We start from the raw sequence: 14967 nt of genomic DNA on the forward strand, positions 1-14967 counted from the left end.
GTCAGGTAGTAGCGGGCCATTGCAGTGCCAGCAGGGTGAGGTCGTCCCGCTGCGCCTGCTGGCCGCGATAATCAGTGAAGCAGCGTGCGAAGGCGTCTTTCTGACCGGCCATGTCCAGAGCCCGGGTATCCAGCAGACACTGGACAAGCCGCGACTTGCCGAAAGCGATCCGCCGAGGACCGCCGATCTGGTCGATCACCCCATCGCTGACCAGATAGAGGCGCTGCCCGGGCATCAGATCCAGCCGCTGGTTTTGCCACCGCTGATCCACCGGTGTAGCTGCGTAACCCACCCCGCGGCGCTCCGAACGAATCACCTGGCCATGGCCCTCGCCTTCCGGGCGAATGTGGATCAGGGGCATCCCGGCTCCCGCATGGATGACATGACCGGCATGGAGGAAACCTCGCAGGATCACCCCCTCCAGGCCGTCGTCGGAGTTGTCCGGAAGCGCCTGAGTCTGGCAGGACGCACCATGCTGGCTGAGGGTCTGCTTGATGTACCGGTTCATGGAGGCCAGTAGTGCCGACGGATCATCATGGCCATGGCGGGCGATGGCCCGTTCCAGGGCGGCACCGGCGATCAGTGTCATGAAGGCCCCGGGCACACCGTGACCGGTGCAGTCAAACACAGCCACAAGAAAGCCATCCGCCAGGTTGATGCACTGGAAGATGTCGCCACCCACCGTGTCCCGCGGCTGCCACAACACCCAGTGGGCATCCGGAAAACCGTGGGCCAGAGCCTGTCGGGAAGACTTGAGCAGGGAGGACTGAATGAGGCTGGCGTAGTCGATGCTGTCCACCAGTTGCCGGTGCTGACGTGCCAGGAGGTCGTTCATGGCCCGCATCAGGTCCATCACCTGCCCCACTCCCTGGTAACGGCCGCCCTCCACCAGAATGAAACCATCGGCGAACACCTTTTCCCCGGTCTGCACCGCCAGCACGGTCAGGGTGTCGATGGGGGTATCCGCTTCCACCACCAGGGGATTCTTGTCCATGAAGGCGATACAGCTCTGGCGGCTGTAAAGCTCCGGGTAGTAGGGCCTGGCCATCATGTTGTGGAACAGGCTGCGGTTGATCAGCCCCATGGGCCGCTCTCCATGGACCACGGGCAGGTTCTGCACTTGGCGTTTGAGGCTGAAAATGCGGGCTATCTGCTCGTTGGTATGGTTTGGGGTCACAGGATCCACAGGGATCAGCAAGTCCCGGGCAGATGCCATGGGTTGACGGGGCAGATCCTCCGGGACAGGGGACCGTAAGGATTGAGTGATCATGACAGAAACACCAGGGGCCGCTTTGTGGTTCTTCGTGGGCCCGTGCCGGTCCAGGCGGGATCCCAGGTGGTGCGCCGGTCCACGAACAGGGCATTCCCTGTCTCGGCCTTGGCCCGGCACTTGACTTCTGAGGCCCGCTGGGAGAGTTCCAGATGGGAGCGGAATACCCCTGGCCGCGCCAGCACGGCGCCGATGGAAAGGCTCAGCAACGGGAAAAATCGGCGGTTTCCCTGGCGATCCACCGACTGGATTCCGCCGGCCCGGCGTTCCGCCTCATCGTAGAATCCAACCACGGACCGGGAGAAGCGTTCCAGGATCTGCCGGCACTGGGTGCGCCAGCCATCACCGGCCAGGACAAGAATGAAGTCATCACCGCCCACATGCCCCAGGAAGTCCTCGGCGTCATCCAGCGCGTCACGCAGTACCTCGCCCAGGGCACAGATCACCTGATCCCCCCTGGCATAGCCGTAGTAGTCGTTGAATGGCTTGAAATGATCCAGATCGCAATAGGCCATGATGAAGGGGCGCTGCAGCTCGATGAGGCGGTCCACGTGTTCATTCACGGGGACACTGCCGGGAAGCTGGGTCAGCGGATTGGCGTAGCGCGCGTAACGCACCTGCAGGGCGGTGATCCGGCGCAACAACTCCAGCAGTCGACCCACCCCCATATAACGCCCCTCCCCATCGATGATGATGAACTCATCATCGATGGTTTCCCGCGCGGTGAGGGTTTCGCTCAGATGCTCCAGCGGCTGGTCCTGATGGACCAGCAAGGGATCCCGTTTCATGAAAAAACGGATGGGGCTGCGATCATGGAGTTCGCGGCTGAACCGCTGTGAATACAATGCGAGCATGTCATGGCGACGGACGATGCCAACGGGACGGCCGTCGTGAATGACCGGCAGACAATACAGACCGGGTTCCATCTGGAAGCGACTGACCGTGTCCCCCAGAGGCTGATCAGGGGGCACGGTCGGATTGGCCTGGGCCAGCACCGCGACAGTCTCTCCCCGATGACGCAATCGGGATACCTCGCCGCGCTGGCGCAGAGCAAGGCGAGGCAGTTCCCTTGGTGGGTTGGCTGCCGGCCTGGCAAAGTGATAACCCTGTCCGAAAGGAATCTCCAGGCCATGCACCACTTCGTACTCGGCCTCGGTTTCAATGCCCTCGGCGATCAGCCGGGTCCCCAGGCTGATCGCCATCTCCTTAATGGAATGAAGGAAGTGTCGCTTGACCGGATCGTTGTGCACATTCTGCACAAAGTGCATGTCAATCTTCACATATTCCGGTCGCAGTTCCGACCAGTGGCGCAGGCTGCTGTAACCGGCCCCCAGATCATCCAGTGCAATGGCAAAGCCCATTTCCCGGTAATGGTGTACCGCCTCCCGCATGATGTCGTATTCATGGATGGGCTGCTGCTCGGTCAGCTCGATCACCACTTGTTCGGGAGCAATCCCGTATTCCTTCAAGAGCTGCAACGTCATGCCGTGAACCGCATTGCGATCCGCCAGCACATCCGGATTGACGTTCAGGAAGAGATGGCCCTGAAGCCCCAGTTCGGCAAAACGCGCCAGGATCACCCGACGACAGAGCAGATCCAGTTCGAACAGGCACCCGGCCCTGGCCGCCTCGGCCAGCAACTTCTGAGGGGCGTGCAAAGGGCTGTCGGAGGGGCCACGGATAAGGCCTTCGTACCCCATGATGCCGCCTTGCCGCAGGGCAACCACCGGCTGGAACAAGGCATGAAGATCACCACGGGCAAGAATGCAGTCTATGGTCTGGCAGGTCGTCACGTTGCAGGTCCGGAACGAAAGTGATTCGCCCGATCCCGGGGCGCTGTGTCCATATCAGCTTAACCCGGCGCTGTGACATGCTGTTGACAGGGATGTTCTAGACCTGCTCCGGAAGTTCGTCCACCTGGCCGGGAAACCGGCCGGCCGACGGCAGGGACAGCGGCCGCTCGATGATGTCGGACAGGGTCGCCGGCCGTCCGAACAGATATCCCTGCATCATGGGGCAACCCAGACTGCGCAGATAATCCATCTGCACCAGGGTTTCCACGCCTTCCGTGACCACGCCCATCTGCAATCCCTTGGCCATGGAAACGATGGCATTCACCAGGCAGGCTTCATCTTCCCGGGCACTGATTCCCTGGGTGAAGCTGCGATCAATTTTCAGTGTATGAACCGGAAGTTTCTGCAGATAACTCAGGGAGGAATAGCCGGTCCCGAAATCGTCAATGGCAAAACGTATCCCGAGGCTACTCAAGGCGCCAAGCTTTTCCACTGTGGCACGACCATCGGACATGAGCAGACTTTCGGTGATTTCCAGCTCCAGCAGATGGGGAGGAAAGCCACTGTCGGCAATGGATTGCTTGACCCGGTCAACGAAATCATCGTGCTCCACCACGATAGGCGAGAGATTCACGGCCAGCCTCATGCCGGCATGTCCGTTGAGATGACACCTGCCCACTTCCTCCAGTGCCGTGCGTAGCGTCAGGTGATCCAGCTCAAGGATCAGGCGGGTCTCTTCGGCAAGCGGGATGAAATCGACAGGTCCGAGCACCCCATGGACCGGATGAGGCCAGCGAACCAGGGCTTCCACGCCTGCCAGACGGCATTGCGCCGTATCCACCTGGGGCTGGTACACCAGCTGGAACTCCCGACGCTCCAGGGCCCGCCGGAAATCCTGCTCCAATTGCAACGGTATGGCATCACTGCCCATCTCGGGGTTGAAAACCCTGAAACCATTCTTTCGTGAGCGTTTTTCCCGGTACATGGCGATATCGGCATGCCTGATCAATTCATCCAGTCCCTGCCCCTGCTCCGGATAGATGGCAATACCGATACTGGCCCCCACATAGAGCTCATGGACACCGATCTGGAAGGGCCGACTCAGACTGTCCAGAAGCTTCTGGGCAACCTGCCCGGCAGCCTCGGCATCCTGTACTTCGGGCAACAACAGGGTGAACTCGTCGCCGCCGAAACGAGACAGGGTGTCACCCTGGCGAATGGTGGCCAGCAGACGCTGGCTCACCGATTGCAGCAGACGGTCCCCGATGGCATGACCCAGGGAATCATTGATGATCTTGAATCGGTTGAGGTCGATGAACATGACGGCCAGCCGGGTCCCCCGGCGGCGTGCATGGGCAATGGCCAGACTGACCCTGTCCTTGAAAAGGGCCCGATTGGGAAGCCGGGTCAGCAGATCATGATAGGCCTGGAAGGTGATGAAGGCTTCGGACTCCTTGCGTTCGGTGATATCCCGTGCCGTCCCGTAAATCGAATGGGTCATGTCGCCGAAGGGGGTCTCCTCATGTTCCTCCTGCTGAGGCCAGACTGCCACCTCGAAATGGCGCCGGCAGTGAACCCGTCCGGAGGGACGCAGAATCAACTCGACCGAACGGACATCCCGGTGACGGCGCATCACCTGCCCCAGGAAATAGGCCGCCTTTTCCCGGTCCTCATCGTCCACCAGCGCCAGCAGTGGGCTACCAAGCAGAGATTCCCGCTCATACCCCAACAGATCAGTGACCCGGGAATTGATGAAGCTGAAATGTCCTGCCTTATCCAGAATGAAAACGATATCGGGAGAATTGTTCACGATCATGCGATGCAGACGCTCGGATCGTTCCAGCCTGCCCCGCATGCAGCAATTCATGTCCTCCAGATGCTTTCGGCGCAGGGCGTTGTTGACGGTTGCCAGGAGTTCTTCCGGGACGTAGGGCTTTCTGAGGTAATCATAGGCGCCATCCCGAAGCGCTGCGGTCATGTCCTGTACCGAGCCGTTGGCACTGACGACCACGGTGATACAGGACATTTGCTCGGTGGCCATGAAACGCAGCACATCCCTGCCCCCCACCTCGGGCATGCCCAGATCAAGCAGTACGAGGTCATAGCTGCGCTCCCTGAGCTTTTCCATGGCCGCACGGCCACCTCCCGCAGTGTCGGCCCTGAAATCATGCAACTCCAGAAGGTGACGCAGACTCTCAAGCAGACGGAGATCATCATCCACCAGCAGGATACGGGCCGTCGCCGGATCTTTCTGTTCAAAACCAGGAAGTTGGGCATTCATCAGTCTGGGTCCGGGAAATATTCATGTCGGAATCATCCCTGACCGCCAAATGGAAACAGAATCTGGAAACGGGTACCTTCGGGTCCACTGGCACAGACGATATTCCCACCCATCCTGTCGATGAGACCCCGTGTAATGCTCAGCCCCAGCCCCGCATGCCCTTCCCCCTTGGTTGAAGCCACGGGAGAAAACAGCTGCGCCTGGATGGCCTCCGGAATGCCGGGGCCGTTGTCCTGAACCGTCAGCTCCACATGCCGACACCCATTGAGATTCACTGGCGCACGAGTGGCAACATGTATCTCTCCTCCCCTGTCCAGCGCCTCGGTGGCATTCTTCAGGAGATTGGTGAGAACCTGCCGCAGGTAATCAGCGTGGCCCAATGTACCCGTACTCCCTGCGGAAAGGCTCAGGGAAAGCCGGATATCGCGGGTCTGGCACAAGGACCCCCTGAAGATCTCGGCCACCTGCCCCACCAGCTCATCCAGCAACAGCCCTTCCGTCTCGCCGGCGGCCGGGGCTTCCCTGAGCCTGAGCAGAATGCGCCCCACCCGCTCGATCTCGTCACGGATCAGGTCCAGATCCTTCCGGGCTTCATGGGTTTCCCCGAGCTTGACGCGCAGCATGGCCAGATAGTTCTGGATGATGGCAAGGGGATTCCCTGCCTCATGCAACGTTTCACTGATACGGCGCTCCAGATCCGGCATGCTGTCCACATCGGGTTGCCGCTGCCGCCCCAAAGCCTGGGCAATCTCCCTGGCCAGGGTCATGACAAAGTCCCGACGGGCCTCCAGCCGCGCCGCCAGCTCTTCGGAGAGCCCCAGGATCAGCACGCCTGACCGGCAGCCTTTTCCCGCAAGGGGCAACACCCATAGCACCCGGGCACGGCAGAGACCGAAAAGCTGGCGGTCCACTACGGGCAGATCCTCCCCTCCGGACAGGGACAACACCTGAAGACGGGCATCCAGAAGGGCATCGATAACAGCACTTCTCCCCCGTTCCAGGGGCAGCATGAAGGCGGGAGCCTCACTGGGGGCATGCCATGCACTGACCAGGCAGTTGGCATCAGTCAGGAAGAGCAGGCTGTGTTCAACGCCCAGGGTCAGAAAAAGCACTTTGCGCAGAACCAGACATCGTTGTTCAAAATCCCCGGCAGATGTCAGTTCCCCCTGTACCTTTTCCAGTTCGGTGACATCGGAGAGGCATTGCGCCAGTCGCCGCTCGGCCCGAAGGTCGGAGACTACCCGGTCCTTGTCCTCGAACTCGATTTCCAGTGCCGCGGCCAGGCGCCGGGTATCTTCCTGGACTCCGAGCCTCAATTCCGTGCTCAGCCCCTCGTTGAGACCGAACAGACTGTCCGCCGCCTCCAGCGCGACCTCGCTGACGTGATCACCATGACCCAGCGCATACGCCAGATTCAGCAATTTCACGAGGTGATGGGCGTCCCTCACGCGGGCCACCTCTGCCTGGTGGTAACGGACCGCATCCGACAGCAGGGAAGACAATCCCCAGTGCTCCATCAGGCGAGCCGCCTCATCGCAATGACTGCCACCATAGGCGCTGATTTCCCGGCGCAATAGATCCTGATCATCTTCGGTTGTGTCCAGCATATCGGGATAGCGGGTATTATCCTGAGCCAGACGTGCCAAGCGTCCGAGATTCACCATCAATCCGCAGAGGTAGGCTTCTTCAGGGCGGGGGTAACGGGTGAGCGTCGCCAGAACCTGAGCCAGCGATGCCGTGATCAGGGTGCTGCGCCAGATATCCTTGAGGTAACGGCGGTGACGCCGCCCCAGTTCATCAAAAACCTGTTGCATCGCGGCCGTCATCACGATGTTCTTTACCGTGCGTTGCCCAAGAACCATGATGGCGCGGACGATGGAATGGCATCCCCCGGATCTGGCAAAGTGAGCGGAATTGGAAACCGCAATCAGACGTGCGGTCATGGCGGGATCCTGCAGGATGATCTCGCCCAGGGTGGGCGGGTCAACCTGATCATCCTGAATGGCAGCCAGAATTTGCAGCAGGATCTGGGGCAAACTGGGCATCCCGTCGGGAAGAGGTTTTGCCTGGCTCATGTTCAAAACATGGCCTGACCGGCATCGTCTTTCATACCATTATTTCCTTTTTTGTTGACTGACCACGGGGATTTCACGGCGGAAAGATTCAATATTCCCACTTACTGAAACCCAAATATAGATTGAATTCTGAGATAAAGTACGCTTATCGGCAAACTCCCGTGAGGGAAAGATATCTCGTACGGTCTATCGGTACACATCCGGATGCCCGGTCACCACGCCATGGCAACCTAGAAAAGCTGAAGTGGACCATGCCCAGCCCTGTCAATCCAGAAACCATCTCCCGAAACTTGCAGGATTCCCCGCCGGAACCCGCCGCGGTCAGGGCGCCCCAGGTCATTGCCATCACCAGCGGCAAGGGCGGTGTCGGGAAATCCAGCATCGCGGTCAACCTGGGGATCTGTCTCTCCATGCGTGGACACAAGGTCTGCATCCTGGATGCGGATACGGGCCTTGCCAACGTCAGCCTGCTGCTGGGCATGAGGCCGGAGTACAGCCTGGAGCACGTGATCTCTGGAGAGCAGTCCATTGAAGCGGTGCTTCAGACCGGACCTCACGGCCTGAAACTGATTCCAGGCGCCAACGGCATCGCCGAGTGCGTGGATCTTGCCCCCCATCAGCGGCAACACCTGGCGAAAGAATTGTCCCGTGTCGAAAGCGAATTTGATTTCCTGCTACTGGATACTTCCGCGGGAATTTCCGATACCACGCTGGCTTTCATCGGCGCTTCCCATCACATGCTTCTGGTGCTGACACCAGAACCCACCTCGCTGACGGACGCTTATTCGCTGCTGCGTCTGGCCCTGCGTCAGGGGACGGTAAATTGCCAGGTTCTGGTCAACATGGTGGGCGACGTACATGAAGCAAGGGACGTGTTTCAGCGTTTCAGCGGGGCGGTGGAAAAGTACCTGAAGGCCCGCGTGCACTTCCTCAGCTTCATCCAGCGGGATGAAAGCCTGCGCAACGCGGTCATGCTGCAATATCCGGTGGTCCTGTTCCCTGAACACGACCCTTCTCACAGGGCATTCCAGCGGGTGGCGGATGCCCTGGAAAACACGCCCCACGAGGCAAATCCCGTGCGCCTTTTCAGTCAGTGCTGGCTCAAGCCGACGGGAGCCGACGAAGGATCCGGCGACGCCAGCCTCCACGCCTCCGGATCCGATGACGGATCACCCGCCGAAACACCACCCTCGCACACTCCGCGCTCGGAAACCCTGTTCAGCCGCGACGACTCCATCAGGACGGACGACCCAGGCCGGGTGCTACCGGCCAGTCATCATGCCTATGATGAAGCCCGTTTCGGCCCTCAACAGCAACTCACCGATCAGCTCAGGCAACTGGGGCGACAAGGAATCAGCCTGATGGACCGCCTGAGGCGACTGCAGAAATCGACTTGAATGAACCCGTGCCGACTTTACCGGCAAGGATCATCTGATGAAATAACCACTCACTTTCCAGGTGCCGTTTTCCCGTCGGGGGGTCACGGTTTCCACCGCCTGCTGCTTGTTTTCGAACCGGGCATGGAAGCTCAGGACGATGTATTCACCATCCGGCGCACCCGGAAGGGATGTCTCTCGCCGGGCGTCCACAAGCTTCCTGTCGATGACCGAACCCATTCCTCCGCGGGCGGCCTGAATGGCCTTCGCCAAGGCATCGGGACTTGCGATCTCCTGCATAAGTGGTGACGACAAGTGCCACGCCTCAAGGATATCTCCCCTGTCAATGGCCTCAATCCATGCAAGCGCCGCTGCCTCGGCATGCTCCACATCCATGTCCGCATGTACCGGCAGGCACAGCAGCAAGACAAGAAACAGTGGGAAAATTCGCATGGTTTTCATCATTGCCTCCTTACACTGGGATTATTCCTTCAAGACATTCTGCATCGTCATTACCAAGTAGTCGAGCATCCCGTCACGGACGGAAAACCCCGGACTCCCGTCTTCGCGGCAGTGACGGCGGGAGCCCGGTCCAGCATTTCAGCCGGCCCTAACGGGTCCGCCCTGCTCACTCAGCCAGCAAACGTCCTTCCAGTGCGTGTGTCACCGGTGAATGCCGTTCAAACTGCTCCACCAGGGCATCCAGCATCAACAGGAAGGTGTCCTCGCAGAAATTACCCTCCCGGGCACATGCCTGCTGTAAAGGCAGATAGAAATCACCGCCGCCGGCCAGAAAATCGTTGGTCACCACCCGGTAGGTGGCATCGTAATCCAGCGGCTCGCCCCCCATCTCCACCGATCGCACCACCCCCCCGCTGCGCAGGGCACCATCACAGTCCCGCGGCGGCAGGGTGCCCGCCTGGATATCCGCCACCGTGCCCTGGCAGAAACGCACCACCATGCCGGCCACATGGGGCCAGGCCCCGCTGGAACGCACGCTGTTGTCGGAAGGGTTGTAGGCCCAGGTGAGTCCGTTGTCCAGAGCCGCCACCAACTCCTCGCCCGTCACGTCCACCACCTGCAGGGTGTTGCCAAAAGGCAATACCGCCAGGACATCCCCGAAGCTCACATCTCCCTGGTTGATGGAGGCGCGGATGCCACCACCATTGGTCAGGGCCACCTGCACATTCAGGCCATCCAGCTGAGGGTAGGAGAGCATGGCATCCGTCACCAGATTCCCCAGGGGCATCTCGGTGGAACGCACTCCGGGAATCCGGGCGCCATCAAAAAACAGCCCGGCGGAACCAATGATGACGTTGGCGAATTCATCCACCGGCGCCCGGTATGCCGCCACCCTCCCCACCAGGTCGGCATCCTCCGCCACCGACAGATCGGCGACAATGGGCCCACCCGACCAGCCGGAAACCCGACCCTCGTCATCGAAGGTCACGTCCAGGCGCCCCAGCACCCGAGTCCACTCCCAGGCACTGACCACCAGGGTAGTGCCCCCGTCCCGATCGGTGACCACCGCCGGATAGGGGCCCCGGATCTGATCATGGCTCCACTCCGGGAGTTCCTGCGGGTCTCCCAGCAGCACATGATCATGCCCGGACACAATGATATCCACCCCGGACAACCGGGCGGCCAGAGCCACATCGAGACTGTGATTCACGTGGGAGAGGAGGATGAAATGTTCAATGCCCTCTTCCTGTCGCAGCCGGTCCACTTCCGCCTGGACGCTGCTCACATAGTCCCGGAAGATCACACCGGGTCCGGGACTGGAGATGTTACTGGTGGTGTCGGTCAGCAGGCCAAGAATACCGAAGCGTACCCCGGCGCGTTCTATGATGGCGGAGGGCTGAACCTGCATGGCCAGCCCCGGCTCCCCGCTCAGATCCAGATTGGTAGCCACCACCGGCAACCGGATGGACTCCGTGGCCCGGTCCACACCGGCGATGGTCACTGGCTGGCCGGTGAAACGGTCGGTCAGATTGTCCGGTCCCAGATTGAACTCGTGGTTACCCAGGGTGATGGCATCGTAGCCGATGGCGTTGAGAAACATCACCGCCTCCGCCCCCTTCCAGGCATTCCAGAAGATGGTGCCCTGGGAATAATCACCGGCGTCCACCAACAGTACATTGTCCGCGCCCCGTTCGGCACGCACCTGCTCCACCAGGGTCTTGATCCTGGCCACGCCGCCCAACTCCGGTGCGCCTCCCGAAGCGGCAATGGGTTCCAGTCGGGCATGGATGTCGTTGGTATGGAGCAAGGTCAGGCTGACCTCGGGAAAACGAGCATCAGGCCTGGCGTTCCCGGAATCCGATCCGGAATTGCAGGCACTGAACAGCAAGGAAACCACGACACTCAGGGCAATCAATGCAGGGCGTTGCATGGGGGGCTCCCGTCAGCATGATATTTCACTCCAAGGTTGCCCCAGCAATATGACCACGGCGTGATGATTCGGACAGTGATCCATGACAGTCCACACCATTGCAGAATGATGCCTGGATTGAATATCTTCATGCATCATTACCCACACACCGAACCATCCCTCACCCTCCCTGGAGGTCCCCATGACCAGCCTGACCCCATCCACATCACGAGGCAACGCCACCCTGACCCTGGACGGGCAGACCATCAGCCTCCCCGTGGTGGAGGGCAGCGAGGGCGAACGCGCCATCGACATCTCCAGCCTGCGCGGCCAGACCAACCACATCACCCTGGACCCCGGCTACGGCAATACCGGCAGTTGCGAAAGCGGCATCACCTTCATCGACGGCGACAAGGGCATCCTGCGTTACCGGGGCATTCCCATCGAGGAATTCGCCGACAGCTCTTCCTTCATCGAAGTGGCCATGCTGCTGATCAACGGCACCCTGCCCACGGCAGAGGAATATGCCTCCTTCTCGGCGGACCTGACCCGCTTTGCCAACATCGACGAAGGCATGAAGTATCACTTCCAGGGTTTCCCCCGGGCCGCGCCGCCCATGGCCATCCTGTCCGCCATGATCAACGCCCTCTCCTGCTTCTATCCGGAACTCCATGAACTGGAGGACGAGCGGCAATTCCGCCAGGCCTCGGCCCGCCTCATCAGCAAGGTTCGCACCATCGCGGCCTACGCCTACCGGCACTCCAAGGGCCTGCCCTACATGTATCCCCATCCGGCGATGCGGTACGTGCCCAATTTCCTGCACATGCTGTTCTCCCAGCCCTATGAACAGTACGTCTGTCCGGAGATCGTCAGCAAGGCCCTGAACCTGATCCTGATCCTGCACGCGGATCATGAGCAGAACTGTTCCACCTCCACCGTGCGCATGGTGGGTTCCAGCGGCGCCAACCTGTTCGCCTCCTGCGCCGCCGGGGTCTGCGCCCTGTGGGGGCCGCTGCACGGCGGCGCCAACGTGGAAGTGCTCAACATGCTGGAACAGATCCATCAGGGCAACATCACGCCCGAGGAATACGTCAAGCTGGCCAAGGACAAGGACAGCAAGGTGCGGCTGATGGGCTTTGGCCACCGGGTCTACAAGAACTTCGATCCCCGCGCCCAGATGCTGCAGAAGATCGCCCAGGAACTGGTGCCGGTACTCAACCGCAACGATCCCCTGCTGGATATTGCCCGCCGGCTGGAGGAGATCGCCCTGTCGGACCCCTACTTCGTGGATCGCAAGCTCTACCCCAACGTGGACTTCTACAGCGGCATCATCCTGCGGGCCATGGGCATTCCCACCAACATGTTCACGGTGATCTTCGCCATCGGACGGCTACCCGGCTGGATCGCCCACTGGTGGGAACAGCACCAGGCGCCGGGTAGCCGGATTGCGCGGCCACGGCAGATCTACACGGGGACCACCGATGCCCATTACCTGCCCATGGAGGAGCGGGTCCGTCAGGGCGAATGATCCGTCCCGCGCTTACTCCGCCCAGGGGAACCGCAGCGCCGCAAGCTTCCAGGAGAAGGTCCCCTGGCGCACCAGCACCAGATCCACTTGCTGCAGGGGATCATGCTCACTTTGCATGGTGACCACGAACCGGTCCAGACCCGAGTACCCCATGCGGGTCCGGGTCTGGCCCTGGGAAGTGAAACTCATGCCACGGCCATCGGGCTCGGGGATATACCCCTCCATGATGGTGGATATCCCGGCAGGAGACACCACCGCATCCACCAGCGGCTTGAGCAGCGCCCCCGCCACGGCCACGCCGAGTCCCCCGAAGGGGTTGTCCCGACGAAAATCAGCCAGTTCCTGGGCAAGAACCTGATTGAGTGTCTGCCGCACGTCTTCCCGCAGGGCCGGGAAATTCACATGACGGGCCAGCTTATCGGCATCCCGGGATTCCACTGCCGCCTGCATCTGGGACACGGTGTGGTAAGGGGCGTAGTAGTACCAGCCACCGAGTGCGAGCAAACCTGCAATGACCAGGGGTTTGATAAGCATTTTCATAGAAGCATGACCGTATGAGCTGAACTGGAATGGCCGGGAATCAGTGCCCGGCCCCCGTCGTCGACGGGTGAAATCGGGAAAATCGCTGATATCCTAGCGGAATGCGCAGCTTTCAGCATGGGGACATGGGGGTGGCGGCAGGCAGGGCTCACTGAAAGACCGGAAATCCCACCGACCTTTTCAGGGGCGACTCCGGACACATCACGAATCCAAAGACACCCGACGGGTTCGACGGGCAGCGCTTCAAGTACCTGTACGATACCGCCGAAGGATTACCCGGTACCTGATGCGGAACCTGCCGACCAGCGGAGATCCTGGTGCACACAACCGCCGGACAGGGCCAGCACACGGGGTGCGACCCTTTCCCGAAAGGCGGCATCGTGGCTGACCAGCAGGATGGTCTGAGGAAGGCTCAGCAGGATATCCACCAGGCGGGCTTCGTTCTCGGGGTCCAGCGCATTCGTCGGCTCATCCAGCAGCAGCACCTCCGGATCCATGGCCAGGACGGAGGCAAGGGCGACCAGCCGCTTTTCGCCGCCGGACAGCCGGTGGGTGACGCGGTCGCGCAAATGCGTGAGGTGCATCGCCTCAAGCACGCGTTGGACGATGGCCAGCGCCTCCGAAGGGGTCTTGCCAAGGTTCAGCGGACCGAAGGCGATGTCTTCGACCACCGTGGGGCAGAAGAGCTGATCGTCGGCATCCTGAAATACGAGACCCACGCGGCGGCGCACCTCGTGGAAGTCCGACTCCTCGCGCCGGACCCGACCGAAAACCGCCACGGTGCCCCGCTGCGGACGCCGCAACCCGAGCACAATCTTCAGCAACGTGGATTTGCCCGAGCCATTCGCCCCCACCAGTGACACGCGTGCACCAGGCTCCAGTGTCAGCGAGGCGCCACACAGCACCGGCGCCTCACCAGGATAGGAGAAATGGATATTTTCCAATTTTATCAATGCCATACAGAATCAAAGCCGAGAAGCCCCCCACAGACCGCCAGGAGGCCCACGGCAAAGGCTGCATCCGCTGCCGTCAGGTGAAAAGGATGGGGTAGTAAAAGACGGCCCGAAAAGCCCCGGCACTTCATCGCCTCAAGGATGCGCTCCGCGCGGTCGATCGCCCGGACCAGCATCATGCCCACCAGATAGCCAAGGCTTCGGTAGCTGTGCCAGTTGCTGGCCGGCCGGAACCCCCGCACCTTCATCGCCTCCCGCAGGCGCAGGTATTCGCCCTGCAGCACATGGATGTAACGAATGGTGAACATGAGCAGATGGATCAATGTTGTCGGGCAACGCAAGGCGTGCAGTGCATGGCCGAGGGTCGCCGGCGCCATCGAGCCCACCAGCGTCATCAGGGCCAGAATCACGGCATTGGCCGTCAACGCGATCTCGACGGCACGGAACACCCCCTCCCGGGACGCCGTCAGCCCCCACAGTTCAAAGGCAGGCTCACCCGGCACGGTGAACGGCAGCAGGACCAGCATGAACAGGATGAATCCGTCCATCATGGCCACGCGCCTCAAGGTTCGCCATGGCGGCTGCCGCGACAGGAACAGGAAGGCCAGAGACACGGCGCACGCAAGACAAAGCGCAACAAGGCTGGAGAGCCCGACCACCGTCACGGCGAAACATAGCGTGGCCACGATGCGCAGGCGTGGATCGAGCCTCCCGATGACGCTGCCGGCGGCGGTGGCGCCGTCCGGCTCCGGCAGGCCGGTAAAACGCAGATGTCCCATC

At 61.0% G+C, this 14967-nt stretch carries 10 protein-coding genes and 1 pseudogene; 2 read left to right on the forward strand and 9 right to left on the reverse strand.

The annotated features are described in order from the left end of the window. Position 1: 1 nt before the first annotated feature. The 4 genes from CKO35_RS01810 to CKO35_RS01825 all read right to left on the reverse strand — a co-directional run bounded on the left by CKO35_RS01810 (position 2) and on the right by CKO35_RS01825 (position 7419). On the reverse strand, positions 2-1216 hold the full coding sequence (locus CKO35_RS01810) for a SpoIIE family protein phosphatase (protein WP_242466956.1): 1215 nt from the start codon (positions 1214-1216) through the stop codon (positions 2-4). 50 nt (positions 1217-1266) lie between these two features. Then, positions 1267-3063 (reverse strand): EAL domain-containing protein, encoded by a 1797-nt coding sequence (locus CKO35_RS18305; RefSeq protein ID WP_200171977.1) that lies wholly within the window; start codon positions 3061-3063, stop codon positions 1267-1269. A 97-nt stretch (positions 3064-3160) separates the two neighbouring features. Next, the gene (locus tag CKO35_RS01820; protein WP_200171979.1) at positions 3161-5344 is read right to left on the reverse strand and encodes a putative bifunctional diguanylate cyclase/phosphodiesterase; all 2184 of its coding nucleotides are present in this window, start codon (positions 5342-5344) and stop codon (positions 3161-3163) included. A 32-nt stretch (positions 5345-5376) separates the two neighbouring features. Further along, complete coding sequence (locus tag CKO35_RS01825; protein WP_200171981.1) at positions 5377-7419, reverse strand: HDOD domain-containing protein; 2043 nt, start codon at positions 7417-7419, stop codon at positions 5377-5379. Positions 7420-7670: 251 nt separating this feature from the next. On the opposite strand from CKO35_RS01825, the pseudogene CKO35_RS01830 reads away from it, so the two are divergent. Next, positions 7671-8606, forward strand: a pseudogene (locus CKO35_RS01830) (MinD/ParA family protein); the annotation flags it as partial. Positions 8607-8846: 240 nt separating this feature from the next. Here the strand turns inward: CKO35_RS01830 and CKO35_RS01835 are convergent. Both CKO35_RS01835 and CKO35_RS01840 read right to left on the reverse strand, forming a co-directional pair. Continuing rightward, entirely contained in the window at positions 8847-9248 is a 402-nt protein-coding gene (locus CKO35_RS01835) for a DUF4019 domain-containing protein (protein WP_200171985.1), read from the reverse strand. Between the two features lie 175 nt (positions 9249-9423). After that, complete coding sequence (locus tag CKO35_RS01840) at positions 9424-11187, reverse strand: bifunctional metallophosphatase/5'-nucleotidase (RefSeq protein WP_200171987.1); 1764 nt, start codon at positions 11185-11187, stop codon at positions 9424-9426. Positions 11188-11368: 181 nt separating this feature from the next. Here CKO35_RS01840 and CKO35_RS01845 point away from each other — a divergent pair, with 181 nt between their 5' ends. Beyond that, complete coding sequence (locus tag CKO35_RS01845; protein WP_200171994.1) at positions 11369-12694, forward strand: citrate synthase; 1326 nt, start codon at positions 11369-11371, stop codon at positions 12692-12694. Positions 12695-12706: 12 nt separating this feature from the next. On the opposite strand, the gene CKO35_RS01850 is transcribed toward CKO35_RS01845, so the two are convergent. The 3 genes from CKO35_RS01850 to cbiQ form a co-directional block, all read right to left on the reverse strand. Continuing rightward, positions 12707-13234, reverse strand: coding sequence for a DUF2939 domain-containing protein (locus tag CKO35_RS01850; RefSeq protein WP_200171996.1), 528 nt, complete (start codon positions 13232-13234; stop codon positions 12707-12709). Between the two features lie 272 nt (positions 13235-13506). Further along, positions 13507-14193, reverse strand: a complete 687-nt coding sequence (locus CKO35_RS01855; protein ID WP_200171998.1) for an energy-coupling factor ABC transporter ATP-binding protein — start codon at positions 14191-14193, stop codon at positions 13507-13509. After that, positions 14184-14966, reverse strand: a complete 783-nt coding sequence (cbiQ, locus tag CKO35_RS01860; protein ID WP_200172000.1) for a cobalt ECF transporter T component CbiQ — start codon at positions 14964-14966, stop codon at positions 14184-14186. Before cbiQ ends, CKO35_RS01855 begins: the two co-directional genes overlap by 10 nt. Position 14967 lies beyond the last annotated feature (1 nt).

Source organism: Ectothiorhodospira shaposhnikovii (assembly GCF_016584105.1).
GTDB classification, from domain to species: domain Bacteria; phylum Pseudomonadota; class Gammaproteobacteria; order Ectothiorhodospirales; family Ectothiorhodospiraceae; genus Ectothiorhodospira; species Ectothiorhodospira shaposhnikovii.

What these genes read in the sequence shown, in the direction of transcription:
- CKO35_RS01810 (WP_242466956.1), bottom strand. Translation starts at nt 1,216, where the DNA reads ATGGCATCTGCCCGGGACTTGCTGATCCCTGTGGATCCTGTGACCCCA.
- CKO35_RS01820 (WP_200171979.1), bottom strand. Translation starts at nt 5,344, where the DNA reads ATGAATGCCCAACTTCCTGGTTTTGAACAGAAAGATCCGGCGACGGCC.
- CKO35_RS01825 (WP_200171981.1), bottom strand. Translation starts at nt 7,419, where the DNA reads ATGAGCCAGGCAAAACCTCTTCCCGACGGGATGCCCAGTTTGCCCCAG.
- CKO35_RS01835 (WP_200171985.1), bottom strand. Translation starts at nt 9,248, where the DNA reads ATGCGAATTTTCCCACTGTTTCTTGTCTTGCTGCTGTGCCTGCCGGTA.
- CKO35_RS01840 (WP_200171987.1), bottom strand. Translation starts at nt 11,187, where the DNA reads ATGCAACGCCCTGCATTGATTGCCCTGAGTGTCGTGGTTTCCTTGCTG.
- CKO35_RS01845 (WP_200171994.1), top strand. Translation starts at nt 11,369, where the DNA reads ATGACCAGCCTGACCCCATCCACATCACGAGGCAACGCCACCCTGACC.
- CKO35_RS01850 (WP_200171996.1), bottom strand. Translation starts at nt 13,234, where the DNA reads ATGAAAATGCTTATCAAACCCCTGGTCATTGCAGGTTTGCTCGCACTC.
- CKO35_RS01855 (WP_200171998.1), bottom strand. Translation starts at nt 14,193, where the DNA reads ATGGCATTGATAAAATTGGAAAATATCCATTTCTCCTATCCTGGTGAG.
- cbiQ (WP_200172000.1), bottom strand. Translation starts at nt 14,966, where the DNA reads ATGGGACATCTGCGTTTTACCGGCCTGCCGGAGCCGGACGGCGCCACC.